At 60.3% G+C, this 26,376-nt stretch carries 17 protein-coding genes and 1 tRNA gene; 10 read left to right on the top strand and 8 right to left on the bottom strand.

Going from position 1 to position 26,376, the window contains the following annotated elements:
* Positions 1-2 precede the first annotated feature (2 nt).
* Together VSP_RS26510 and VSP_RS26505 are read right to left on the bottom strand one after the other, a co-directional pair.
* Positions 3-2,015: a GNAT family N-acetyltransferase gene (locus tag VSP_RS26510; RefSeq protein ID WP_009964529.1), complete on the bottom strand. Its 2,013-nt coding sequence runs from the start codon at positions 2,013-2,015 to the stop codon at positions 3-5.
* A gap of 90 nt (positions 2,016-2,105) precedes the next feature.
* Complete coding sequence (locus VSP_RS26505) at positions 2,106-2,864, bottom strand: hypothetical protein (protein WP_009964527.1); 759 nt, start codon at positions 2,862-2,864, stop codon at positions 2,106-2,108.
* A 595-nt stretch (positions 2,865-3,459) separates the two neighbouring features.
* On the opposite strand from VSP_RS26505, the gene VSP_RS26500 reads away from it, so the two are divergent.
* Positions 3,460-5,526: an ABC transporter ATP-binding protein gene (locus VSP_RS26500; RefSeq protein WP_009964524.1), complete on the top strand. Its 2,067-nt coding sequence runs from the start codon at positions 3,460-3,462 to the stop codon at positions 5,524-5,526.
* Positions 5,523-7,391: an ABC transporter ATP-binding protein gene (locus tag VSP_RS26495; protein WP_009964522.1), complete on the top strand. Its 1,869-nt coding sequence runs from the start codon at positions 5,523-5,525 to the stop codon at positions 7,389-7,391. Before VSP_RS26500 ends, VSP_RS26495 begins: the two co-directional genes overlap by 4 nt.
* Before the next feature lie 420 nt (positions 7,392-7,811).
* On the opposite strand, the gene VSP_RS26490 is transcribed toward VSP_RS26495, so the two are convergent.
* Positions 7,812-8,459 (bottom strand): tetratricopeptide repeat protein, encoded by a 648-nt coding sequence (locus VSP_RS26490; RefSeq protein WP_009964521.1) that lies wholly within the window; start codon positions 8,457-8,459, stop codon positions 7,812-7,814.
* A 308-nt stretch (positions 8,460-8,767) separates the two neighbouring features.
* Between VSP_RS26490 and VSP_RS26485 the strand changes: the two genes are divergently transcribed.
* The 6 genes from VSP_RS26485 to VSP_RS26455 all read left to right on the top strand — a co-directional run bounded on the left by VSP_RS26485 (position 8,768) and on the right by VSP_RS26455 (position 16,229).
* Positions 8,768-8,841: transfer RNA gene (locus tag VSP_RS26485), tRNA-Gly, on the top strand.
* 37 nt (positions 8,842-8,878) lie between these two features.
* Complete coding sequence (locus VSP_RS26480; protein WP_009964518.1) at positions 8,879-9,406, top strand: hypothetical protein; 528 nt, start codon at positions 8,879-8,881, stop codon at positions 9,404-9,406.
* A gap of 113 nt (positions 9,407-9,519) precedes the next feature.
* Positions 9,520-10,740 (top strand): outer membrane beta-barrel protein, encoded by a 1,221-nt coding sequence (locus tag VSP_RS26475; RefSeq protein ID WP_009964515.1) that lies wholly within the window; start codon positions 9,520-9,522, stop codon positions 10,738-10,740.
* 139 nt (positions 10,741-10,879) lie between these two features.
* Positions 10,880-13,078 (top strand): GumC family protein, encoded by a 2,199-nt coding sequence (locus VSP_RS26470; RefSeq protein ID WP_009964513.1) that lies wholly within the window; start codon positions 10,880-10,882, stop codon positions 13,076-13,078.
* Between the two features lie 39 nt (positions 13,079-13,117).
* A complete protein-coding gene (locus VSP_RS26465; protein ID WP_009964512.1) occupies positions 13,118-13,687 on the top strand; it encodes a polysaccharide biosynthesis/export family protein in 570 nt (189 codons plus the stop codon).
* 1,495 nt (positions 13,688-15,182) lie between these two features.
* Positions 15,183-16,229 carry a heparan-alpha-glucosaminide N-acetyltransferase domain-containing protein gene (locus VSP_RS26455; protein ID WP_009964507.1) on the top strand — a complete coding sequence of 349 codons (1,047 nt, stop codon included), beginning with the start codon at positions 15,183-15,185 and terminating at the stop codon, positions 16,227-16,229.
* An 841-nt stretch (positions 16,230-17,070) separates the two neighbouring features.
* Here the strand turns inward: VSP_RS26455 and VSP_RS37540 are convergent.
* The 5 genes from VSP_RS37540 to ccsA all read right to left on the bottom strand — a co-directional run bounded on the left by VSP_RS37540 (position 17,071) and on the right by ccsA (position 22,457).
* Entirely contained in the window at positions 17,071-17,889 is an 819-nt protein-coding gene (locus tag VSP_RS37540) for a biotin--[acetyl-CoA-carboxylase] ligase (protein WP_009964505.1), read from the bottom strand.
* Between the two features lie 36 nt (positions 17,890-17,925).
* On the bottom strand, positions 17,926-19,452 hold the full coding sequence (cobA, locus tag VSP_RS26445) for a uroporphyrinogen-III C-methyltransferase (protein ID WP_009964503.1): 1,527 nt from the start codon (positions 19,450-19,452) through the stop codon (positions 17,926-17,928).
* A 61-nt stretch (positions 19,453-19,513) separates the two neighbouring features.
* Complete coding sequence (hemC, locus tag VSP_RS37535) at positions 19,514-20,470, bottom strand: hydroxymethylbilane synthase (RefSeq protein ID WP_009964501.1); 957 nt, start codon at positions 20,468-20,470, stop codon at positions 19,514-19,516.
* 28 nt (positions 20,471-20,498) lie between these two features.
* On the bottom strand, positions 20,499-21,587 hold the full coding sequence (hemA, locus tag VSP_RS26435) for a glutamyl-tRNA reductase (RefSeq protein ID WP_009964498.1): 1,089 nt from the start codon (positions 21,585-21,587) through the stop codon (positions 20,499-20,501).
* A gap of 90 nt (positions 21,588-21,677) precedes the next feature.
* Positions 21,678-22,457 carry a cytochrome c biogenesis protein CcsA gene (gene ccsA / locus VSP_RS26430; RefSeq protein ID WP_009964496.1) on the bottom strand — a complete coding sequence of 260 codons (780 nt, stop codon included), beginning with the start codon at positions 22,455-22,457 and terminating at the stop codon, positions 21,678-21,680.
* Positions 22,458-22,627: 170 nt separating this feature from the next.
* Here ccsA and VSP_RS26425 point away from each other — a divergent pair, with 170 nt between their 5' ends.
* Both VSP_RS26425 and glnD read left to right on the top strand, forming a co-directional pair.
* On the top strand, positions 22,628-23,164 hold the full coding sequence (locus tag VSP_RS26425; RefSeq protein ID WP_009964494.1) for an adenine phosphoribosyltransferase: 537 nt from the start codon (positions 22,628-22,630) through the stop codon (positions 23,162-23,164).
* A gap of 52 nt (positions 23,165-23,216) precedes the next feature.
* The gene (glnD, locus tag VSP_RS26420) at positions 23,217-26,021 is read left to right on the top strand and encodes a [protein-PII] uridylyltransferase (RefSeq protein ID WP_009964492.1); all 2,805 of its coding nucleotides are present in this window, start codon (positions 23,217-23,219) and stop codon (positions 26,019-26,021) included.
* The last annotated feature ends 355 nt before the right edge of the window (positions 26,022-26,376 follow it).

Here is a 26,376-nt window from a genome sequence, read left to right as displayed (position 1 = left end):
ACTCATTTGGAGATGCCGAGGGTGCCTAGGTTATAGATTGTTTTGAATGTGCTGTATGGAATACTTCTAGGCCCTTGCAAGCTTCCTTTTATTCCAAGCTCTGCGAACTGAGAGCGTTTGATTGGCCAATTGAAAAGTTCCGTATGGGAAAAGCGTAGCGCGACGAGCTCTGTATTGACGTTTTTGTTGGCTGCATTGTATACGTCATCCCACTCATAAACACCAAGCCTCCGGAACCTTTTGAATAGTTCCTTCGGCCCGCCGCGGACAACGCTCCGCAAGCGGGAAATCGCTTTGACTTCCATGCTGCCGAGGCTCTCATTCCCTTTGCTTACGTACCAGAGAATGCGACCAGGAGCAGCAAAGTGGAGTTTTGCGGCGCTAAAGTACACAGACTCTACTCCCAAATTCAGTTCTGGGCGCACTGAACAGATCCCCGGCAATCGCATTGAGGACAGATCTAGGTCAAAGAAGTGTTCTGCCCATTCAGCACGAATCGGGACCAAGTAGTTGGGAATATCAGGTGAGTCGACTTTCGCTGGCCAAATGAAGCTTTCTAGAAGATCAGGATCTTCCAAATAGCTGCTGGGAGTGGCAATTGGATGCGTGTTGGGTTGTATTTCTTCCTTGTTCAAAAAACCTCTCAGCAACGGCTTGATCCAGATTTTGTTGTGGCAATAGAACCCAAGCTCTTCTAATGCAGACTTGACTTCAGTAGTGAGCAAAGGCTCGTCTACGCGGAGGGAGCGTTGTCCCTTGTTCGCATGCTCGCGAATGATGCGCATCAGTAAATGTCGCAGCACTGTTGGAGCTAGCGGGTGAGATGCTAGTCGCAGAAGTTTTAATCGTGTTCCTTCTGTAGAGTCTTCGATCGCGCTCAAAAGGATGGGTTCCTTTTGGTCACTCTGTGTGAGTTGAACATTATACTGTCGCGGATTCGTCAAGTAACTATCCAAGGAAGATTTGAAGTCGTGTCGCTTCTCTTCGGGTTTGGAAACGAAAGATTCGACAAGCCCTTTTATATCATCGGAGCGAGCGCGAATCGATGTGATCGCAGTAGCATGTAGCCGTTGTGGCTGATACTCGCATTCTCTATCCAGTATATCAAGGTGGCCAATCAGGTCGACAGGTTCAAGTATATGAAGGTCAAAGTCCTGAAGAATCTCAGGTGACTTTTCAAGCACTAGCTGGTCGCGGGTCACGAAATACTTAACTCCATCGGCTATTGCAATTGCCAGATGTCTTAGGTCGGATTCACCGCGAGCGTTGGTGGCAAGTTCTGGATGCGCCTCGCGCAGCTGTGCTGCTATGGAGTCTACTCTGGCAGTTGCAGGGCTAACCATAGGATACTCTGAAGCCCGATTTTGGCTGAGCCTTCGGTTCTGAATGTCAGGGCAACGTTCAATATCGTTGAGAATTTCTGAGGTAACTACAAGCTCAACTGTATCGTCGATCCAAGTCTCAGTGAGCGATGAGGAAGTAGAGTGATTTTTCCGAGATGAATCTATTAGATCAAAGAAGACGTTCGCATCGATTGCGACGCGCGTCTTGGAGCTAGTCCCGTATGAGAAGAGGTCGTCGCGCTCGTGGTCGCAGCACCAGATGATCAGTTCTGTGCCATCAATGCCCCTTCCTTTGATTCGAAGCCTAGGGGTAAAGCCAAACTTCGGCCAAACTTTGTTTGCCTCGTAGTCGCTCCTACATCTAAGTGTGATGCAATCGAGATTGCTCGTGATCAGTTTGAGTCGGTCAATGAGCTGTCTGGCTATCTTTTTCTCTCGCTGATTTGCGCCTACACAAAGGTGGGCGATGGATGCCCGGTTGCGCGCAACTCTGTAGAGTAGATATCCGAGAACTTGAGTGTTCTCGATGGCAGCAAGCAAGGTTCCTTTCGCAATGGCATCTTCAAAGGCTCCTCGAGGCATGAATCCAAGGATATCCGCGTGTTTCCGGTAGAGTGAAAAAATCTCGTCGAATCTGGATGTGTCCTTTATTGCGGAAATTAGAACGCTCATCGGCAGGTAACAGTGAGAAAGTCACGTGGCTGGGTCATGCAGCAAGCAATGCGGCTCATCGGGGTTGCATTGTGCCGGAAATCGTGAACCTCATGACAGCGAGGATTTGGATGTTTGTATCGATTGGAATAACGTGCTAAGAATTGTGTGGAGTTTCTTGTAGGAGTTCCATGTGCGCGCTGCGGGATGCGAGAGTTCAACGACCAGAGGGCCGTTTTCACCTCCTTGGAGCTGTAGTTTTTTCCCTAGATGGACATTTTCTCCAAGTAGATTTAGCGAGTGCAGGGCTCGGAAAGGCTGTTCGCCGCAAATGATTATCAGATGGGGTGATGTCGCGTCAATCTGCTTCGCCAATATACTGCCATTGCGTTCGGTCGCATGTCGGAAAACTTCCAAGGCATCCATTCTTGTGCCGTCGGCCCTGGAAGCTTTCTTAACGTTTATCCAAGCCAGTCGGGCCAGGGTTTGTTGAAGGCGATCCAGGTTGTTTGGGTTGCAACGGTACAGACCGTGTAGGGCAGTTTCCTCAATCTCCTGGCCGTGTTCGAGCGAAGAAAGCAGGGCCCAAAGTAGAGAGGTGAGTCTTCTTACAGATTTCACAGCAGGACTGCCAAGGCCAAGAAGGTCGTTTTCTGCACACTGACTTTGGATGTCCGTGACGCCATTTTTGTCATAGCCGTAAGACTCGGCCAATACGCAGAGCACCCGTAGTTTCTGCTGAGAGTAGGTATCTGAATTGATTACGCCATCTGCAATAAAACCTTCTGAATTCTCCCAATCGTGACTCTGCTTGATGAGTTCAATCACGTCTTGGTGGTATGCGGCATATTTCTCTTTTTCGAAGGCCATTTTGATTGATGCTGTTTTGTTGGTTTAACGCAACAAAATCTTGCAATTAGTTCAATTTGTTGATGACGGAAAAAAGCGGAATGACGAGTGGATTTATCGCAATTACTGGCTGTGAAGATTAAGTAAAATTCACTGTTTGCGCCCCGTCCACCGAGTCGGTCTCAAAAACTTCTTGCCAGTCTCAATTCCCCGTGACAATCTAGCGTCGTTATGAACGCGATGCTCTTCCCGTACTTCGGCGTCTCCTGGAACAATCCAGGGGTGGAGAGCTGCCTGATCGCTGATTGACTTGATTCCCTTTTCGAGATCCGTCCAGCCAGTTCCTCCACCAAAGCCAGAGAGCGGGTGGCAGACCGGACCAGATCGAAAGTGCAGGCATCTCGTCTAGGAAGGAACGCCCCCGCTGCCGCAAAATCGGTCAGTGCCCCTTCGTCAGTGTTCCTCTTCCGAAAGCTCCTTTCGGCATCGCCATCAGAATCCGCCTCTTCGCCTCTCTGTCTGTTTTTCGGTCTGTTCCCGTCTTCGTCCCAGTCGCCCGAGTTCGTTCGTCAGTTCCTGCCCACGCATTGCAACCCTCTCATAGCCCTCCACTCCCATGGGAAATTCATCCAGTGATTCATCGCCCTCCGATCCGGCCGCCTCTGATACAGGGGGGCAGCCGGTCGCCGATCCGGACTCATATAGCAAACCGGACTCGGACTTGAAGTCCAAGACCAAGACAAAGCCCAAGCAGGCTCCGGCGGCGCTGCTCTGGACCCTGATGCAGGGGTTCCGGGGTCAATATGCGCTGGCCATTGTGGCGCTGCTGGTCTTCACCGTGATCAACTACCTCATCCCCCTGGTGGGCAGTGCGACGATCGACTTTGCCCTGAAGTCGGGTGTCTTGCCTGGAGCAACTCCGGCCAAAGAGGCACCGGAAGCGGTGCTTTCCACGGTGCTGATCTCCTGGATGGGTGGGGCGGATCTGGTGCGCCAGCATCTCTGGCTGCCAGCCCTGGTCATGGTGGGGCTGACGGTGCTCGCGGGTGTCTTCAGCTACCTGAAGGGTCGGTTTGCGGCCCAGGCCTCCGACGGCATTGCCCGGCGGCTCAAGGACCGGCTCTACGATCATCTGCAACGGCTGCCGACGCGGTACCATGACCATGCCGAGACGGGTGACCTGATCCAGCGTTGCACGTCTGATGTGGAGACGCTGCGGATGGCGCTCTCCACCCAGGTGGTGGACATCAGCAATGCCATCCTGATGTTGCTGACGGCGGTGCCGGTGATGCTGTTGCTCGATGGCCGGATGACGGCGATCTCCTTTGTCCTGGTGGTGCCGATTGTGCTCTTTGGCTACATCTATGTGGGACGGGTGAAACACCTGTTCCGCGAGGTGGATGAGGCGGAAGGACAGGTGACACGCGTGGTGCAGGAGAACCTGACCGGCCTGCGTGTGGTGCGGGCCTTTGGGAGGCAGAGCTTCGAGATCAACAAGTTTGCCACCCCGAACCAGCTCTACCGGGATCGGAGTCTGCGCCTGCTGCGCCTTATGGCGTGGTACTGGTCCACCTCCGATCTCATTGTGCTGATTCAGCAGGGGATCGTCCTCATTGCCGGGGCCTGGTTCATCTCCCAGGGCACGCTCACGGTCGGCACGCTGTTCGCCTTCATCATGTTCCTGAACATGCTCCTCTGGCCGGTGCGTCAGATGGGCCGCACGCTCACGGACCTGGGCAAGGCCACGGTGGCGCTGAACCGCATGGGCGAGATCTTGAGCGAGGCGGAGGAAAGCAAGCCGGACCCTGCCGGTGGGCATCCTGATCCTTTTCAGGGTGGCATCGAGGCGCGGGATCTGGTGTTCGACCACGACGGCAAGAGCGCGGCGCTCAATGGCATCAGCTTCACCGTGCGACCGGGTGAAACGCTGGCGATCCTGGGGCCTTCGGGTTCAGGGAAATCAACCATCATGCACCTGCTGCTGCGGCTCTATGACTACCGCTCCGGCTCGATCCGCCTGGACGGTCAGGAACTCACCACTCTGGACCGCCAGTGGGTGCGCTCCCAATTCAGCGTGGTGATGCAGGAACCCTTCCTCTTCTCCAAGACGATTGGGGAAAACATCCGCCTGGGACGCGAAGGCGCGGCCAAGGAGGAGATCCAGGAGGCGGCGCGACTCGCAGACATCCATGACACGATCAACACCTTCACCGCCGACTACGGCACCCTGGTGGGTGAGCGTGGCGTCACCCTCTCGGGTGGGCAGCGTCAACGTGTGGCCCTGGCCCGTGCCCTGCTGCGGGAGACGCCCGTGCTGCTGCTGGATGATGCCCTGAGCGCAGTGGATGCGGAGACGGAGACCAACATCCTGCAGGCCCTGCGCAGCCGCCATGGGCAGCGCACCACGCTGGTCATCGCCCACCGGCTCTCCACTCTGGCCCATGCCGACCGGGTGATCGTGCTCGACAAGGGCCGGATCATCCAGGAGGGGCAGCCGGAGGACCTTCTGAAACAAGAGGGCCTCTACCGTCGCCTCTGGACCATTCAGAACGCCGCCCAGCAAGAGATCCTCAATGACGAGCAGTTCGCGGCGGCCTCGACTGCCGCTGCCGCCCCTGCTGACCTGGCCGCGGCCCAAGCTGCTGCCACCCCGGCTTTAACCTCTGTCCCTGCCAGCCGATGAAAAACGAACCTCAAGAAGATGTCTTCAGTGAAAAGCTTGATCTCAAGCTCTGGGGGCGCGTGTTCCGACATGCGCTGCCCTATAAGAAACTGTTGACTCCTCTAGCCATTGCCGCCGTGGGCATTGCCCTCTGCGACGCCAGCTTCGCGCTCATCACCCGCTGGACGGTGGATGCCGTGGCCCAGCAGCAGCAGGTGAACCTGTGGCCCTACGCCACGGTGTACTTCGTGGCCGCCCTGGCACTCTCCGTAGGCGTCTGGATGTTCATCAATGCGGCGGGCGGGCTCTCCAACAACATGAGCCACGACATCCGGCAGGACTGCTTCAAAAAACTGCAGGAGCTGGAATTTGCCTACTTCGACCACCGGCCCACCGGCTGGTTGATCTCGCGGTTGACTTCCGACTGCGACAAGCTGGCCCGCATCATCGCGTGGGGCACGCTGGATGTGCTATGGGCGGTGTGCCTGGTTTTCATGATCGCCGTGGTGATGGTGGTGCTGCAGCCGCTGCTGGGCCTGCTGGTGCTCTCCGTGGTGCCGCCGCTGGTGTGGGTGAGTGCCGTGTTTCAGAAGAAGCTGCTGCTCAGCTCCCGCGAGACGCGGAAGTACAACTCCATGATCACTGCCTCCTACGCGGAGGAGCTGCAGGGGCTGCGCACCACGAAGTCCCTGGTGCGGGAGAACGAGAACCAGCGGGAGTTCGAGGTGTTATCCACCCACATGTATGGCGTTTCCATCCAGAACGCCCTGCAGTCGGCGGTGTACATTCCCATCGTGCTCACTCTGGGCAGCGTCGCGGCCGGCATCGCCCTGTGGCGTGGTGGCGCGGATGTGATGAGCGGCACCCTGAGCCTGGGCACGCTGGTGGCCTTCATCTTCTACGCCGGGCAGTTCTTCAACCCCATCAACCAGATCGCGCAGACGCTGGTGCAGATGCAGGGGGCCCAGGCCGCGGGCGAGAGGGTGCTGAGCCTGCTGGCCACGGTGCCGGGGATCCTCGACCATGAGGAGGTGCGGGCGCGGTTGCATTTGTGGGATCGTCCTGACCGGGCTCCGGATCTGGCCCCGGATGGCTACGAGCGGGAAATCCGCAGCGTGGCCTTTGACCATGTGGACTTCTCCTACCAGACGGGGGAGCCGGTGCTGAAGGACTTCAACCTCAAGGTGGAAGCCGGGCAGACCATTGCCCTGGTGGGGGCCAGCGGCGGGGGCAAGAGCACCATCGTGAACCTCGCCGCGCGATTCTATGAGCCAACTGGCGGACGTATCCTGGTGAACGGGCGGGACCTCCGCGACCGCAGCCTGGAGTGGTATCACTCCAACCTGGGCATCGTGCTCCAGGGGCCGCACCTGTTCAGCGGGAGCGTGCGGGAGAACATCCGGTATGGCAGGCTGGATGCGACTGATGCCGAGGTGGAGGCGGCCGCCCGCAGTGTGAATGCGGACAGCTTCATTCGGGCGCTGGAGAAGGGCTATGACACCGATGTGGGGGAGGGCGGGAACCGTCTCTCCACCGGACAGAAGCAGCTTGTGTCCTTCGCGAGGGCGCTGCTGGCCGATCCGCGTATCTTTATCATGGACGAGGCCACCTCATCCATCGATACGGAGACGGAGCAGCTCATCCAAAAGGGTCTGAAGGCGATCTTTCAAGGTCGCATCAGCTTCGTGATCGCCCACCGGCTCTCTACGATTCGTGGGGCGGACCGCATCCTGGTGATCGAGAAAGGAAGGATCCTGGAAAGCGGCACGCATGACGAGCTCATGGCCGCCCGGGGGCACTACCATGCGCTGTACACGCAGCAGTTCAGAAATGAACAGGTGGGGCAGATCCTGGATGCGGCTGTGGAGAAGCCAGTGCGTCTGTAGGCAGTGCGTCAGTGGGGGAGGTGTTGGGGGCTGAAGCTGTAGGGAGGACAGGCTTCAGCCTGCGATGCTGGGGGCGGGGTAGGGATGCCCCGCTGCGATTTCTGGGGGACATCGAACCGTGGTGCTTTGGTTTGAGGAGGTCTGATGGCTCCGGTCAACCGTGCCGATTGCCAATCGACGGCACAGCAGATTGCCAGTCTGCGCTACGCCGTCGTCGGCCGGGCGAGCATGTTCCAGGGCGGGACTCCTCAAGGGTCACGCGAATCCTGATTCCGCTTGAAAGCGGTACTCCAACCCCGGCGCGGACCTCGACTCACCAGGCAGGATCTCCACCGCTCTGCTGGGGATCGCGAAACGCGTTCGCGATGGTCTCGCCACTCCCAAGCACCCAGCACGCCTAGCCGCCCCCACCACTCCCATCTACCCCTGACTCGAAAGTTTCGCCCGCTGCGCTGCGATCTCCTTATATTGGAGCTGCTCCAGCTCGTTGATCTTGTGCCGGGCGTTGCCGCTGTGGCGGGTGCCGGGGAAGTTGCCGGCTACTTGCTCCAGGATGTCCTTCGCGGCATCGTAGTTCCGGGTGGCCATGTGGATGTCAGAGAGGCGGAACATGAGGAATGCGGCGTTCTCCTCCGTCCACTCCCGGTTTTCCAGGTTCTCCTGAATGATGACCAGGGCTTGATCGGGGGCGTGGAGCTTTTCCGAGTAGATCTTGGCGATCTCAGATACCGGGAACGGATCCTCCGGCTTGTTTGCGATCATCTTCTCGTATTCCTTGATCGCCCCGTGGTAGTCGCCCTTGGCCACCAGGGCCACGGCCTTCATGCTTTCATCCTGCTCCACTTCCTCGCCGGAGGAGTACATCACCGTGCCGATCGCGTCGCCGAATTTGGGCAAGACCACCGTGACGAAGAAGACCCCGCCTACAATCGCCAACATGATGATGGAGATCAGTGGGTACATGGGATTCTCCTGCCAGTCAGGGGAATTCCATTTTCCCATCACATAGAGAACTGCCAGAACGAACAAGGTGCCGACGCAGATGTTGACGATGGTTCGCGAAGTCATGGTCAGAGGGAATGCTGTTGAAAAAAAATTATCAGACCGACTCCGGCTCGAAAAGGAAAACATTCATCCAGAAGTCTCCAGGCTGCGAATAACGGGATGAGAACGAAAAAAACCTAAAATTTGGGCCTTGCCACAATCGCGCCTTGCAAATCTGCGAACCTGATGTTTTTATAAGCCTGCCAGTATCATTTACTGGATGAAGAACCTTGCTGAGACGGATTATAACGACTTCTAGTTTTTTAATAATTTCAAAGTTTTCTAAAAATTATCTTGAAATTATTGTGATTAGGTTGTTGGTTATCAATACTGCGGGCATAGCATAGTGGTAATGCGCTAGCCTTCCAAGCTAGCAAGACGGGTTCGATTCCCGTTGCCCGCTCCACTTTCAAACCGTCTAAAACGCTCAGAATCAGCAAGTTATGAAGCTTCACCTGCTCTTCACCACGGCTCTCGCTGCGGCGTTTTCCCCCGTGATTATGGCTGGCGACCTGACGGAATGCGATCTCGTTGCTGATAAAGTGCGATCAGAAGTGGAAGTCGAACCTGCGAAGGTTCTCCTTATTGTTGAGGATGCGATGGTCAAGAACGAGGCTTGCGCGTGTGAAATTGTAAAGGCCGCCATCCTTGCCTCCCACGCCACAGAGGAGTTGGTGAAGCAGATCATGCTCACTGCGACGAATGTGGCCCCCAACCGTTCTTCCCTGATCGCGGAGTGTGCGAACGCGATGGTGGCCCAGCGGGCCGGTGGAAAGGAAGTGAAGCAGGTGATCGCGGTGCAGCCTGAGGTGCAGCTGGATGCTGACTACAAGACGGCGCCTGCGGACATCCGCGGCATCTACCTCATTCAGCCAGCGGCGGGTGGGGTGGTGATCACGCAGGACAATCCAAAACGCACCCCGCCGCCCCGGGGTAATCCTCTGTCCCCGTCCAAGGCGAAACAGAAGTAAAATTCTCTCCCGTGGGCATCAGACCCCCGCTTGCTCCCGTTTTTTTCAGTCTCCGATTATTTAGCTCCGCACATTACGCATCAGGCATCTTGAGCCCGCACCCTCAGCTTTCTATGAAGGTCACACTCGCCCTGTTCCCCCTGACAGCTCTGCTGTCACTGGCACCCGCCCTGCAGGGGCAGGGCCTGCTGGGTATCGGGCGATCCACAGATTATCTCGACGAAATACCGCTGACCTTCAATGCGGGGGCGAGTGTGGGCTATGACAGGACCGAGTACGACTCGATGGGGCTGGAGAATGAAGAGTCCGCCTTTGTCCAGGCTGGGGTGGGGCTCACCTATGCCAACAACACCGCGCCGACCAAGTGGAACGTGGGCGTGGACCTGGGCACGATTTATTACCTTGATGACACGGTTCGAGGAGAGGACTATGACTACACCGCGCGCGTCGCGTTCAACGTCGCGCACCAGGTGAGCCGCCGCCTCCAGGTGAGCAACAACCTCTACGTCACTTATGAGACGGAGCCGAACTACGGCATCGGCGTGACGACGGGCCGCCGGGCGGGCCAGTACCTCTACGGGTACAACAACACGTCTGTGGCCTATGCCTGGAGTGAGCGCGTGGCCACCACCACCGGCTACACCATCGACGGCGTCATTTACACGGACGATGAAACGGTGGCCGACTTTGAGGACCGCCTCAGCCACCTCATCAGCCAGCAGGTGAGCTATGCTCTGAGCCGCACCACGAAGCTGACGGCCGAGTACCGCTTCCGCTACACCCGCTTCGCCAATGATCCCGCCACCGATCTGGACGGGGAGGTGCCCAGCCCGGACTACATGAGCCACTACATCCTGGTGGGGGTGGACAAAGCCTGGAGCGAACGCTCCTCCGGCAGCCTCCGCGCCGGGGTGGAGATCTACCAGAGTGACCGCTCAGACGAGAGCGCCCCCTATGTGGAAGGTGCCCTCAACTACGCTCTCACCCGGCGCAGCAACCTGCGCTGGTATGCGCAGATGGGCTATGACGCCTCGGAAATGTCCCTCTATGACTCCCGCTACTCCTACCGTACTGGTGTGGTGGCTGGCTACCAGTTCACCCAGAGCCTGACCGGGAACTTCGGACTGCACTATGTGCACAGCGACTTCGAGGGGAACCAGGAGGTGGAATCCTCCTCCGAAGATGAGGTCAATGCCAGCCTGGGCTTCAGCTACAACTTCTGGAACAACCTGAGTCTGGACGCAAACTACAGCTACACCACGATCTCGTCGGACTCGTCCTTCCGAGAGTATGATCGACACCGGGTGAGCGTCGGCTTGAACGCCGTGTTCTGAGCCTCTCCTGCCCATGGACACCTCATTCAGGCAGAGCCTCCCCCACACTCTGCGGAAAGGTGGAGCCGCTGCGGCTGGTATGAGGTATGATGCACTGCCGGACCCCTGGGCCGGAGTTTTCTCAAAATGACCCCTTGCCATGAGCACGACGCCCAACCGTCTTGAGATCCAGCGCCACGCCCAGGACTACTGGCAGATCGTGCGCAACCGGCTGGGATTGATCTTCCTCACCTTCCTCCTCGTCTTTAGCGTGGCGGCCATCATCACCTACATCATGCCGCGCAAGTACGTGGGCCGGGTGGAGATGGTCATCGAGCGGGTGCAGAGCGATGCCCGCGTCATCGGGCACATGGGGGATGCCCTCGCCGTGTCTTCAGACAGCTTCCTCAAGACCCAGTTCGAGATCCTCTCCAAGCGCAAAACCCTCGACCGCGTGGTGGACAAGCTCGACCTCGTGGCCCGCTGGAACGCCCCCAACAAGGCCGCCGCTGCGGGCAAGCTCATGGGAAATCTGGAACCCCAGAGCAGCATGAAGAGTGACTTCATCACGCTGGAGTACTTCGATGAGGACGCCAAGCTGGCTGCCGACATCGCCAACTCGATCGCGGAGAGTTACAAGGAGACCCGGCTGGCGCTCGACAATGAGCGTACGGACAAGGCGCTGGCCCAGATCACTGCCCAGATCGCCGCGAAGGAAGAGCAGGCCACGCAGGCGCTCGCCAAGGTGCTCGACATCAAGAAGCGTCTCGGCATCGTGGAGATGCCGGGCTCCGTGGGCCGCGCCGCCAACCAGGATGATGTCTCCACCCCGGAGAGCACCTCTCTGGTGGACACGATCAAGGACGTCAGCAGGATCCAGCGTGAGATCCGCGATATGACTGCGCAGATCGAGCAACTCCGCTCTCTGCAGGGGGACGACCTCATCCGCCAGGCAGGTGAGCTGCGTGTGGAGAACGAGACCATCAAAAAACTCGGCCCCACCTACCAGGATCTCCTCATCCAGCAGAAGAACTTGGGCAATGCCGGTCTCGGCCCCAAGCACCCCACCATGAAGGGCATAGCCGACTCCATCCTGCAGACTCGCGGCATGCTGCTGGATGCGGCAGAGGACTATCGCAAGAACCTCACCTTCCGCGTGGAGACCGCTCAGAAGCAGCTCACCGAGGCGGAGCGCATGCGCGACAATCAGAAGGACACGTCCATTCAGGCGCAGACAGATCACCAGGAATTCCTCGCCGCCCAGCGCGAGTGGGAGATTCTCCGCCAGGATGCCACCCGCCTGAAGGACACGCTTTCCCAAAAGCAGATCGACCAGCAGATGACCAAGACGCCCGTGACCGTGTACCAGGCCGCGGAGCCCGGAACCGCGCCTGTGAAGCCCAATGTGCGACTGCACCTGCTCCTCGGCGGGGTGGTGGGCCTGCTCTGCGGCCTGGGGCTGGCGTTCTTCCTTGAGTACCTCGACACCAGTGTGAAGAGCATGGACGAGGTCGAGTCCATCATGGGCGTGCCCGTGCTGGCCGTGATCCCCAAGGGCGTGGGCATCCTGCACCGCTCCAGCGGAGTCACGCCCGATGCCGAGGCCTACCGCATCCTGCGCACGAACATCGAGTTTAACCGCAAGGACATGAATGCCAACTGCATCAGTGTGGTGAGTGGCAGCCCCGGTGAAGGCAAAAGCACCACCATGGTGAACCTTGCCACCGTCTGCGCCCAGGCTGGCTACACCACCTTGATCATCGATGCGGACATGCGCCGCCCGCGCCAGCACACCTTCTTCGATGTGCCGCACAACTTTGGCCTGAGCAACTACCTCACCGGCAACGTGCCGCTGGAGGAAGTGGTGGTGCAGACCCAGGTGGACAATCTCTACCTCCTGCCCAGCGGCATCATGCCCGCCGACTGCGCCAGCCTGCTGAACTCCCAGAAGTTTACCGACCTCATCGCGGACATGAAGAGCCGCTTTGACCTCGTGCTCATCGACTCCCCGCCCATCCTCGGCGTCAGCGATGCCAGCGTGCTCTCGGCAGAAGCCGACATGACCCTCATCGTCGTGCAGCACCGCAAGATCCCACGCCACATCCTCGGCCGTGTGAAGCAGGCCATTGAGCAGGTCGGTGGCTCCATCGTCGGCGTCGCGCTCAACCGCGTGGACATTCGCAGCGACAGCAACTACAGCTACCAGACCACGTACTACGGCTACTATCACAACACGCCCAACTACGAGGATGCCCCCAAGGGCACACGCCAGACTTCTTCAAGGAAACAACGCAAGGCCAAGGATGCACCCGAGACGCGGAGCCAGCGTGGAAGCGCCGGTGGCGATGATGTGTTCTAAGACGAAGCCAAGGCCCCACTCCTGAAAGGAATTCCGTTCATGGTCACTTCCACTTTCCGAGCCCTCCTCATCGGCCTCCTCTGCAGCCTTATGTTCGGGCCTGCCATGGCCCAGCAGACGACCGAGTCCGTCCTGCGCACCGGAGACAGCATCGTGATCAAACTCTCCGGTGTGCCCGCAGAGGAGATCACAGTTGTTTCCAACAGCTATGACATTGCTGACAACGGCTCCATCAATCTCCCGTACATCGGTGAGGTGAAAGCCGCCGGAGTGCGTCCTTCTACGCTGCAGAAGAACATTGAGAGTGCTTACAAGCGCGCCGAGATCTTCACGCACCCCACCGTTCAAGTCACCCCGAACCGCGAAGCTGCCACCCAGGTCATCTACGTCAGCGGTGAGGTTCGCGCTCCCGGCCGCATCGGCCTCACCCCCGGCATGACCATCCACGACGCCATCACCAGTGCCGGCGGCCCCACCGAATTTGCCGGCATGAAGAAGGTGAAGTTCACCCGCGGCGGCCAGACCCGCGAGCTCGACCTGCGCCGTGCCGATGGTGCCGAAGCCGCCATCCAGGCCCAACCCGGGGACAGGATCCATGTGCCGCAGTGAGACCCGCTTCGCGGGAGACACAAGACTAGAAGACACCAGACATCAGACTTGAGGTCAGGGACGTGGCGATGGCGTAGCGCAGATTGGCAATCTGCCGTGCCGCCGATTGGCAACCGGCATCAATGGACTCCGAGCCGCAACCTATTCATCTACCCTCTCGCTGCCGCCAGCAGGGTTGGAGTTCCGCTTTTAAGCGGTCAGTCCGCGCTTCCTCATCGCGCCGCTTCATCTCACCCACCAACTTCTCTCTATCCAAACGACGGTTCATCGGATAAAAAAGATCCGCCGTCACTGACCGATTCACCCTGGGGATCATCCACCTGTAGAAACCGGCAGCGAAAACCGCCAGCCCGCCGCGACCACCGCCAACGGCAACGGCAGGCCCAAATCCTTCTGGTCCCGCGGGGAAGCCGCAGGCGACACCATGGAGTTCGGCATGCGGACCTTCCTCGGCTTCTTCTGGCTCGAAGTGAAGTTCGCCCTCCAACTCTTCCCAGGCCGCACACCTCATCCACTGTCTTGAGTCTCGCTGTCCTCTCGGTTTCTGTTGTGGCCGCGTTTGCTGTGACCAGTCTGCTCACTCTGGTGTGGGATTTCAGTTTGAAACATAAATCTGCACGGCTGTTGTACCCGCTCTCCTTGCCCTCAGGTGCTGGGGCTTCACCAAGTTCATGACCTGCGATTATGTTCAGGGGGCATAGACATCCCGTATCACGTGGTCCCTCGAAAGCATCGTCATCCTGGCCGGAGTAGAGGTGTTCAGCGCCGAGGCACAGATTGCCGGAGTGGAGTATGCATTTTTCTCACACGAAGGCACAAAGGCACGAAGCGTTGAAAGGACTTCAGCAGGGCGGTGAGGAGTCCTTACTCCCAGAAGAGGTCCGCACCGGGGTTGGAGTACCGCTTTTAAGCGGAATCACTCCTCACACGTCCCATGGCGTGAATCCTGCCCAGGACTTCCTGGCAACCGCCAACTGGTCTGGAATGACTCACTGCGGGCAATATCAAGGGTTACTTGCATCCTGATTCCGCTTAAAAGCGGTACTCCAACCCTGCTGCGAAGCGGAGACGGTGGTTTGGCTGCGCAAGGTGAGGACAAGCTTGGTGAGTAGGCATGCGTGCAGGTGACAGCGTAGCGCAGATTGGCAATCTGCTGTGCCGCCGATTGGCAATCGGCAACCGTCGCTGGAGGGGTTGAGGTTCTCCCTCACGTACCCATGCCCGAGAGGCTCTGCCAGTCCTACAGACGCTCGACTGAGGCAAACTAAAGTTTGAACTACGAACAGCTTCCAACAGCTCCCAATCCCAGCTCACCCCGTGCCCTCAAGCCACTACTTCCTGACGCACTGACGTACTGCCCACTGACGCACTGAGCTCCGAAGCCCCTGGATCCCAATTCTCCCACTACGCCCTGGCCGCCCTTCCTCGTCCATCTACCCCTGAAATCCGTTGTCTGACCCCTGATCCGAGGCGATAAAGGGGGCCGCCATCCCTCATGTCCGACCGTTCTGCCGCCAATCGCCTTGCCTGGATCGACCTTTTGCGTGGCCTGGCGGTGGTGGGCATGATCGAGACCCACGTGGTCAACGTCTTCCTGAGCTCTGGCTACGACACTGCCGGGTGGCGCTCGCAACTGAGCTTTTTCAATGGTCTGGTCGCTCCCGCCTTTCTCTGGATCGCTGGCTATATCCAGGGGAGGTCCGTTCGTCGCAGCCACGAGCTGGGCCGTCCCGTGGCCACGGCTGCCCGCTGGCGACGCCTGGGTTTCGTGGTCGCGCTGAGCTTTCTTTTGCACATTCCCTGGCATTTTTGGGGGGTGGGGGACTTTGGCCTGGCGAGCTGGAAGCACTTTTTCCAGATCGATGTCCTCTCCTGCCTGGGGGTAAGCCTGGGCATTCTGCTGCTGGCTGGGCAGCTCCGGCCCCGGTGGTTTGATGCGGTGTCCGTGGGCCTTTTGGGATTCTTCGTCCTGGCGGCCCCGATGGCGACGGGGTGGCACACGGGCTGGCCGATGGTGGATGGCTGGCTGAACCGCGCCGAGGGCTCTTTGTTCCCGCTCTTCCCCTGGCTGGGATTCTGTGCTGCGGGCAGTCTGGCCAGCCGTTGGAGGCTCGATGGTTGGTTCTGGCCCGTGCTTGCCGTGGCCATGGCCTGGGGCGGCTATGAGCTTGCTTCAGGGCCGTTCACCAATACCGATCCCTTGTTCTTCGTGGAGCGCCTCGGCTGGCTGCTGGGACTGATCCTGCTCGTGAAAGCCGTGTCCCGCCTGGCGGCCCCCAAGTGGCTCCAACTGGCAGGGCGCGAGTCACTCCTCATGTACATGTTGCACATCATCCTCCTGCACGCCTTCCCGGCCGGCGGTGGCATGACCTGGGACCGCAAGATCGGCCAAACCTTGTCCTTGCCCAGCGTGGCGCTGGTGTTCGTCGGGCTGCTCAGCGTGTGCCTCCTGGCCGCGTGGTTCAATGAGACGAGGAAGGCGAGGGGAGCTGAACGGGTCCGGAAGCGTCGGGAGAATGGGCCAGAGCCCGTGGGAGCGTAGTTTCGGCAAGTGGTGAATGGTAAGAGGCAAGGGGTGGACTGAGGCGCGGTGGAGGTGAGCACGCGCATGCGCCCAAATGCTTCTCCTTGGAGGATGCATCCCAACGACCATTTCTGCCACGCAGCGGGGTTGGAGTACCGTCCCGCATGCGGGACCAATACCATCAGGGAAAAAGTGGCGAGGCTCATTGTCTCCCATTTGGGAACGAGCGGAGGGCCGAAGGCCCGGTCTCATGCCAGCCTTGGGCAACGCCCAAGGTTCGTCAGGCCTTTAGGAGATAGAGGGCTGTAGGCCCGACGTCATTCAGGGATGCTCGTCATAGGCAGACTTGATGACACCGGGCCTACAGCCCTCAAGGGTAGTTTGGCCATCTATCCCTGGGGCGTTGCCCCAGGCTGGTATGAACCCGGACCTTCGGCCCTTCTGAATGGGGCTCACCAGTTAGAGTCGTGGCGGTTGCACCATCGCGGCTCCGAGGCGCGCCAAGGCAAAACAGCAAGACGATGCGTTTTCCCTGATGGCATTGGCTTTTAAGCGGAATCACGTCACACGCGTCCCATGGTGTGAACCCTTCCCGGGGGCCTCCAAGTTGTCGCCAGCCGCTCCATCGGAAGCGATATCAAGGGCCATGCGAATCCTGATTCCGCTTAAAAGCGGTACTCCAACCCTGGTGCGGACCTGCACTGGGAAGATGGGTCATGCACCGCCCTGTTCGTGCTTTGCCAACTCTTCCAATCTGCGCTACGCTGCGCCCCAGACTTCCATCCACTCCAGCGAAGCGCCTCAACCAGCGCAGCATCTCAACCAGCAACGCGTCTCAACGTGCCGCTTGCGGCACATCTCAACTCCCCAGCCCTACGGGCCTCACTTGCTCCGCACTCGTGAGCGTCATCACGCTCCCGTCCTCGCGCTGCACCACCAGATGCCCCTCTGAGTTCAAGGTGGCGGCGACGCCGCGGACTTCTGCGCCGTCCACCATGGCGGTCAGCTTCTTTCCCAGTAGCCAGCTGCGTTGCCGGACTTCATCTACCACCTGCGGATAGTGCTCGTCATAGCGGGAAAGCAGGTGGTCCAGGTGCTTGAGCAGGGAGATGGCGATCGTGTTCCGGTCCAGGGGCGTGCTGCTGCCCAAGGCCAGTCGAACGGAGGTGGCCTGCTGGCTGAGCTCGGGTGGATACGTCGTGGTGTTCACGTTCAGGCCGATGCCCAGCACCATGTAGGCACTGCCACCGCCGGTGAAAGTCTCCGCCAGGATGCCGGCGACCTTGCGGTCGTTGAGATACACATCATTCGGCCACTTGATCGCCGGCTGAAGGCTGGCGTGGAACGACTCGATCGCCCGGCAGATGGCCAGCGCGGCGAAGGTGGTGGTGCGGGGCCAGAGGTCCATCTTTACCTCAGGACGCAGCAGCACGGAGAGCAGTAGATCCTGCCCAGGCGGGGAGCTCCATCGGTTCTCCCGGCGGCCTCGGCCGACGGTTTGTTCCTCGGCCAGCACGACCAGCCCGTGGGGGTATCCGGCGCTGCCGAGATCCCGCACATGATCGCTCGTGGACGCCAGAGTTTCATGAACCTGCACCTCCGTGCCCAGAGCATGCCCGGCCAGCGCCGTCGTCAGACGGCGGGGCTGCAGGGCAGTGTACTCCGGAGCAAGCGACACAGGACAATCAACATTTAACAATGAACTCCCAGCTCCTCACAGTGAGCCAAAATACTTTTCAATCGCCTTCACCAGGCCGGGGATGCTGTGCTCCTTGGCCTCGATGTCGATCCGCATGCCGTTTTTGCGCAGGGTGTCGGAGGTAATGGGGCCGATGCTGGCCACCTTGATGCCCTCTGGCAGCGGCACCTTGAGTTCAAGGAAATGCTCCACGGTGGAGCTGCTGGTGAAGGTGATGACATCCGCACCCTCTTCCTTGAACTGGGTGATGGACTCATGATCGGCGTCCTCCGGCACCGTGCGGTAGGCGATGGCCTCATCCAGGATGGCACCCATGCCCACCAGCTCGTTGCCCAAGATTTCGCGGGTGCTTTCCGCCTTCACCCAGAGCACGGTCTGGTTCTCCACGCTCTGGTCCTTGAAGGCCTTGATCAGCCCCTCGGCCACGAACTTCTCGGGCATGAGGTCCACCGCCAGGTGGTAGGCCTTCACGCGCTCGGCGGTACCGGGTCCGATGGCTGCGATCTTGGCCGCGCCGATGCTGCGGGCGTCATCGTAGAGCTTGTAGAACATTTCAAAGAACCGGTCCACTCCGTTGGGACTGGTGAAGATGATCCACTCATACGTGTGGGAGTCCATCACCAGCTGGCCAAAGGCCTTCAGGTCCTGCGGCGGCTCGATCTTGATGGTGGGGATCTCCAGCACGCTTGCACCCAGCAGGCTGAGTTGTTTGGTCAGGCCACCGGCCTGCTGGCGGGTGCGGGTGACCACGATGCGCCTCCCAAAGAGCGGCCGCTTCTCAAACCAGTTCAGCTTGTCACGCTCCAGCACCACGGTGCCGATCACGCAAACGGCGGGTGCCTTGAATCCGGTCTCCCGCACGATGCCTGCGATGGTCTCAAGCGTGCCCTCAATGGTGCGCTGGCGGCCGGTGGTGGCCCAGCGGGTGAGCGCGATGGGGGTGTTCGGCTTGGCACCGTTCTCGATGAGCTTCTTCGTGATCTCCTCGATCCGCTCTACGCCCATGAGCATGACCTTCGTGCCGTCGGCCTGTGCGATCTTCGCGTAGTCCAGCGAGCTCTCCGGCTTGGTGGGGTCCTCATGGCCGGTGAAGATGGTGAGCTGGGAGCAATGGGAACGATGTGTGACCGGGATGCCCGCATAGGCCGGACCAGCAATGGCGGAGGTGATGCCGGGCACGATCTCGAACGCGATGCCCGCATCCACCAGCTCGCCTGCCTCTTCCGCCCCGCGGCCAAAGAGCACAGGATCACCGCCCTTCAGACGGGTGACGATCTTGCCCGCACGGGCCTTCTCCACGATGAGCTTGTTGATCCCTTCCTGGGAGAGCGTGTGATCCTTGGCCTTCTTCCCCACATAGATCTTCTCCGCGTCCGGCCGGGCGTAGCGGAGGAATTCCACGTTGCTCAGGTAGTCATACACCACCACGTCTGCCATCTCGATGCATTCCTTCCCACGGATCGTGAGCAGGCCCGGATCACCTGGGCCGGCACCCACGAGGTAACAGATGCCGGTGGAGGAGGACTTGGAGGCGGCTGGCATGAGAGAGGAATGAGGGAGATGGCAGGAAATAACGAAAGAACAAACAAACGGACGGGGCAGACTAGAGCGCGGTGACCAGGGCGGCTACTTCTGCTGCCAGCCCCTTGGGCGAGTGGTAGGGCTCCGTGGAGGTCACCTCCTTGGGCGGGCGACCCGGGTCGGTCTCGTCAAAAACGCGCACCTTCATCTGTAGCACGCCGTTCTCGAGGAAGGTGTGAGCGCCGATGGGTGTCTGGCAGCCAGCCTTGAGGATGTGGAGGAACTCCCGCTCTGCGGTGACGCGGGCGTAGGTCTCTTCATGGTTGATCGCCTTCAGGAACTCCAGGGTGTGCGCGTCATCCACGCGGGCTTCGATGCCGATGGCCCCCTGGCCTGCGGCGGGGAGGAACTCCTCACAGTCCAGGATCACCGCATGCAGCGGCTGGCCATCCACCACCACATGCTCGCCATCCAGCAGGGACAGGCGCTCCAGCCCGGCACGGGCCAGCAGGATGGCATCCAGATCAGAGGGGGCAAAGAGCTTGCGGATGCGCGTGGGCACATTCCCACGGATTTCTACGCACTCCACGCCCGGGTTCAACCACTGGAGCTGGCGGATGCGGCGCACACTGCTGGTGCCCACCTTGGCCCCGGCAGGCAGGGTGGCCAGGGTGTAGCCTTCCCGGGAGATGAGCACGTCCTCGATGGGGGCGCGCGGCAGCACGCCGGCGATGAAGAATTTCTCGTCCAGCACCGTGGGCACGTCCTTGAGGCTGTGCACGGCGATGTCGATCTCGCCACTGGCGAGGGCAATCTCGAGCTCCTTCGTGAAGATGCCCTTGTCCAGCCGGTCGCCTTCGGTGAACTCGGAGAAGCGCAGGTCCGGGCGCTTGTCACCCGTGGTGGCGATGACCTTGCGCTCGACCCGCAGGTAGGGGTGGGCGGCGTGCAGAGCGGCCTCTACCATCTCCGCCTGGCGGAGGGCAAGTTCACTGCCGCGGGTGCCCAGTCGGAGAGTGTCGGTGAATTGGGAGATCAAGGCGGGCGAAGGGGAAAACGGGTTACGGTTAGGAATTGCGGGGCGTAAGCGGTAGGACGGGATTGCCATCCTCCTCGCGCTGGAGGGTGGTCCCGGAGGCGGAATCTTCTTGATAGCCGAACTTGCGCAACTGCTCTTCGATGATTTCCTCGCACAAGGCGAGGGCGCGTTCCCGCTCGCGGCGGCCTTCATCGGCGATGGCCTGGAGTGCATCCACGTCGTAGAGGTACACCTCAGGGATCTCGTTCACGTGCGGGTCCACATCGCGTGGTACGGCGATGTCGATGATGAGCAGGGAGTGGCCATGGCGCTTGCGCATCACAGGCTCGATGAGCTCCGGCTTCACCACAAAGTGGGGGGCACTGGTGCTGCTAATGATGATGTCGGCATCGTGGAGGGCGCCCTCCCATTCATCGAACCGCAGGGCCTGGCCGCCCATCTCCTGGGCCAGCTCCACCGCGCGGTCGTAGGACCGGTTGGAGATGAAGATGCTCTTCGCCCCACGGGAGAGCAGGCTCTGGGCGCAGGTGCGGCTCATTTCGCCAGCACCGATCAAGAGCACGCGGCACTGGCTCAGGTCAAAGATCTTCTCCGCCAGGTCCACTGCGACGCTGCCCACAGAGGTGGAGCCGCGCTGGATGTTCGTGCCATTGCGCACCTGCTTGCCCACACTGAAGGCACGCTGGAAGAGCTTGTTGAGCGTGCGGCCTGTGGCCCCGGCCTTGAGCGCCACATTGTAGGCGGCTTTCACCTGGCCAAAGATCTCCGTCTCCCCCAGCACCATGGAGTCCAGCCCGCTCACCACGCGGAAGAGATGGCGCGCGGCATCGGCGTGGCTCAGTTTGTACGTGGTGAGTGCCTCCCGCTGGGCGGGGGTGAGCTGGAAATGGTTCACCAGGTAGTCGTGCAGGACCGCCAGCCCCTGCTCAGGGCTGTTGTGATCGCATGAGGTGAAGATCTCCACCCGGTTGCACGTGGAGATGACCGTGCTCTCCTCAAAGCCCGGCAGATTCTTGATCTGCTGCGCTGCCTCGGGCTGCTTGCTTTCGGCAAACGCCAGCCGCTCACGCAACTCGATGGGAGTCGTGCGATGGTTCAGGCCAAGACAGAGAAGCATGGAGGGTGGGGAATGAGAAGCGGAGGCGTTGGGGGGGAAGGGAGACAGTGGGGGAGGCGGGGCGTAAAAGAACGGAAGGAAAGGGGCGGGCTATCGGCCGATCACGACCCAGAGGGAAAGAAAGGGGACCATGAAGCCCAGCACGGAGAGCCAGGCCGTGTGGCGGGCGGAGAGCGTATGGCGCCACATCAGCAGCAGGATCACCGTGTAGAGACCCAGGATGCTCCAGGAGACGGTCATTTTCACCGCACTGATGGCCAGGTGGATCTTGAATGTGGAGATCATGGCCACCGCCAGCAGCAGCACGCCCAGCGCGACCATGCGCATGATGGCCCGGGAGAGGTGATGAATGGGCGGGAGCTGGCGGAAGAGGGCGTGGATGCGGTGCTTCTTCAGCAGATGATCCTGCAGGAGGAACATCACGCCGGTGATGCACGCCAGGGCGAAGGCGGCGTAGGCGATCATCGCCAGCGGGGCGTGCAGATGCTCCCATACAGACATTTTTACGTGCTTCACGGCCCCGGGGTTGTCCGGCATGAGGAGCGCCAGTGTCTGAAGAATGGCGATCAAGGGTGCGGTGAATAGGCCCAACAGGGAGAGCCGGTAGGTGGCCCCCACCAGGAAATAGAGCAGAACAATGCACCAACCAATGAAGATGAAGACCTCAAACTGGCTCGTGAGCGGGCAACGGGCATGCATCTCCCCACGCAGGTAGAGGAAGGCGCACTGGAATGCGAAGCCTACCGCCATGGGGAGAAACTGCCACTTGTTCTCCTGCCAGCGTCCGGCCCGCAGGGCGGCGATCGCATGCACCACGCCCACCACGAAGGCGACAGTGGAGAGGATCAGGAGCAGGCGGGTGAGTTCCATGGGATTGGAAATGTGGACCAAACAGCGGGGGATGTCGAGCGCGGGACGGGCTTTCCGCAGAGGAAGTGGCTCTTACGGGCTGGTGAAAGGCCCGCTGTCTGCTCTCCCTATTCTACGTGCTTGCCCTTGGCCCTCGCGCATGCACTTTGGCCCGCCCCTCCTGACCCGTCATGAACGAAGACTCCCTCCTCCGCCTCCAGACTGCCATTCGCGATGTGCCGGACTTCCCCCAGGCCGGGGTGCTTTTTAAGGACATCACACCCGTGCTGGCGGACGCCGACCTCCTGAAACTGGCCGTGGACGCCATGGTGGAGGCCTCGGCAGAATGGGGTACAGTGGACAAGGTGGTGGGTATCGATGCCCGCGGTTTCATCTTCGGTGCCATGCTGGCCGCCCGCCTGGGCTGCGGCTTCATTCCCGCCCGGAAGCGGGGCAAGCTCCCCTGGAAGACCCGTGGGGTGGACTACGCCCTGGAGTACGGCACCGCCTCGCTGGAGATGCATGAGGACGCCCTCCTGCCCGGCGAGCGGGTGGTGTTGGCAGATGATCTGCTGGCCACCGGCGGCACCGCGGGCGCGGCGCTGGAACTGGTGCAGGCCATGGGGGCCACCCTGCTGGGCTCAGTGTTTTTCATTGAGCTGGCCTTCCTCAGCGGGCGGGAAAAGATCACCCGCTTCGGCCCGGTGAAGTCTGTGCTCGCCTTCTGACCCCCTTACCCCTCAGACTTTCCCAGCGTAAATTTTCCTTCAGCCGTCCCACATGCCCCAGCTCATCAAGAAGCTCTCCACCCGCGCCCGGGAAGCCCTCGCCAACACGACCGGCAAGTCCAGGTCCAACACGGAGGTGCTCCGGGCCTTCAAGAGGTTCCGCAAGGTGGAGGAGGCGCGGCTGCGCATGCTGCACCGGGCTGGCGGCAGCGGCATGGAGATCTGCCGCATGCGCTCGGATCTCATCGATGCCGTGCTGAAGCATCTCTGGCATGAAATGCTGCTGGGGGCAGATGCTGGCATGCTGGCGAAGACGAAGATAAGCCTCGTGGCCACCGGGGGCTACGGCCGCCGCCAGATGAACCCGGGCAGTGACGTGGACGTGCTCTTCCTCCTCTCGGGCAACAGCAGCCAGAGCCCCGCCGGACTGGCCCAGCTTGTTTCCTCCTTCCTCACCATGCTCTGGGACTCCGGCTTCAAGGTGGGGGACTCCTCCACCCGCAGCGTGGGGGAGACCATCAAGCAGGCCAACAGCGACAACCAGGTGAAGACCGCCCTCATCGAGGCGCGGCTCGTCTCCGGAGATCCGGAGCCTTTTGCCGAGCTGGAGCAGCGCTTCGACAAGGAGTGCATGGACGGGCGCGACATCGAGTTCCTCCAGATGCGCCAGAAGGACCTGGCCGAGCGCCACGCGAAGCACGAGGACACCGCCTCCGTGCAGGAGCCGAATGTAAAAAACGGCTGCGGCGGTCTGCGCGACTACCACAACGCCCTCTGGATGTCCTACGCCAAGTACCGCACGATTGACCTCAAGGAGATCGTGAAGAAGGCGGAATTCCCCGCCACCTCGCTCAAGGACATGGAGCGCGCCTACGACTTCATCCTCCGCGTGCGCACGGAGATGCACTACATCGAGAAGCGCGAGAGCGATGTGCTCACGCTCCGCCTCCAGGGTGTTGTGGCCACGAACCTGGGCTATCGCCAGAAAAAGATCCTCAACCGCATTGAGGTCTTCATGCGGGACTACTACATGCACAGCAGCAACATGCTGCACCGCTGCAGTGAGCTGATGGACCGCTACCACCTGCAGGCTGTGGAGAATGGGAAGCCCAGCCTGGTGGCCCGCCTGCTGCGCAAGACCGTGCCCAAGGTGGAGAAGTTCGACGGCTTTGTGGCCAAGAATGACCGCCTCTACGCAGAGCACCCAAAGATCTTCGTGGAGGATCCGCCGCGGCTCATGCGCCTCTTCGTGCACACCCAGCAGCGCCATCTGCGCCTGAGTCCGGAGTTGTTTCATCTGGTCCAGCAGAGCTGGGCGCTCATCAACATCACCTTCCGCTACAACAAGGCGGTGCGGGAGAGCTTTGAGGCCATCCTCAGCCAGCGTGGGGATGTGTCCCGCGTGCTCCGCCAGATGCACCGCGTGGGCTTCCTCGGCCGGTACATGCCGGAGTTCGGCGCGCTCACCTGCCTGGTGCAGCATGAGTTCTTCCACCGCTACACGGCGGATGAGCACACCCTGCGCACCATCGACAAGATGGACGAACTGGCCGATGCCACCCCGCAGAAGGGCATGGAGCTTTACAAGCGCCTCTTCCGCGAGATGCAGGAGCCCTACATCATGTACATGGCCCTGCTCCTGCATGACTCCGGCCGTGCGCTCAATACGAACACCCACACGGACGCCAGCGCCGAGCTGGCCAACCGCGTGTGCCGCCGCCTCCAGATCAAGGGCTCCCGCCGCCAGCTCCTCATGTTCCTGGTGGACCACCACCTCACGCTCTACCGCACCGCCACCACGAAGAACCTGGACGACCCCAAGGTGGTCTCCGAGTTCGCCGGGATCATGCGAAACAAGCAGAACCTGGACGCCCTGCTCGTCATGACCCTGGCCGACTCCCGGGGAACCAGCGACAAGAGCTGGAACTCCTGGAAGGAGAGCCTCATCCTCCACCTGTACCACAACACGGTTCGCTATCTGAACGATCCGTCCGACTTCATCAGCAGCATCACCGCCCCGCTGGAGGAGCTCCAGGGGGAGGTGCGCAAGAAGCTGGACTCCTACTACGAGCGCGAGATCGCCGCGCACTTTCAGCACATGCCGCGGAGTTATTTCAACTTCCGCAGCCCAGACATCATCGCCTTCCACATCGAGGCCTTCCGCGGCTTCTTCCGCAACGTGGCCAAAGGGACCTCGCAGGAGGACCTCCTCCCCGCCCTCACTTGGGTGGAGCACCCCGAGCAGGGCTGCAGCGAGCTCATCGTTTGCTGTTGGGACCGTCACCTCCTCCTCGCCCGCATCGCCGGCGCCCTCGCCGCTCAGAACATCAACATTCTGAGTGCGGATCTCTACCAGCGCAGTGATGACGTCGTGTTGGACGTCTTCCGCGTCTGCCGCACCGACTTCTCCCCGGTCACCAACGAGCGCACCAAGGCCCGCGTGGAGTCCAGCGTGAAGACCTCCTTTGAAACTGGCGAGTTCGACTTCAGTCAGGCCATCCAGGAAAACCGCCGCTCGTTGAAAGGGCTGGAAGACGTTGCCGCTGAGGTGCCCCAGCGCGTGTACATCAACAACGATCTCACCACCGACTACAACGTCATCGAGATCCAGGCCCTGGACCGCATCGGTCTCCTCTATGACATCTTCATGGCTATCGGCCAGCTCGGCCTGAACATCTGCCATGCCCGCATCAATACCGAAAAAGGCGTCGCTCTGGATGCCATCTACATCCAGGACAAAGCCGAGCAGAAAGTGACCGACAAAGACGTGCTCAAGGAACTGCAGGCCCAGCTCGAAGAAGCCGTGTTTTCCTTCGGGCGACAGAACAGCAGCGGCATGCTCGCGCTGAGAAGGTAGTTCGGTGGCTCGGTAAAACAGTAGTTCAGTAGAGCGGGAATCCGGGAAAGCCGGGGAGGGCACGCGATGTTGCCCTCCTCCGACATCGCTGGTCAGTAGCGCGAGCTTTATACTCCGAGCTCCCAACACCTGGCGACGAAGTCGCTGTGGAGTGCGTGCGGGAACCGCCGCTTTCGCGTCCCTTGTGATATCCTATAACCCTATCAGCCCACCAGCGCCCATGACCCCCAAACCAGCAGCCGGGGTGCGCACGCATCTTGCGTGCTGTTCCCGGCATCTTGCCGGGAACGCTTTGCGCATCCAAGTTGCCCAAAGAGGTGAAATAATCTATCGCGAAGCTGATCGAAGCCGTTCG

The organism is Verrucomicrobium spinosum DSM 4136 = JCM 18804 (assembly GCF_000172155.1).
Lineage (GTDB): Bacteria > Verrucomicrobiota > Verrucomicrobiia > Verrucomicrobiales > Verrucomicrobiaceae > Verrucomicrobium > Verrucomicrobium spinosum.
This window is presented reverse-complemented; position numbering and strand designations above follow the sequence as displayed.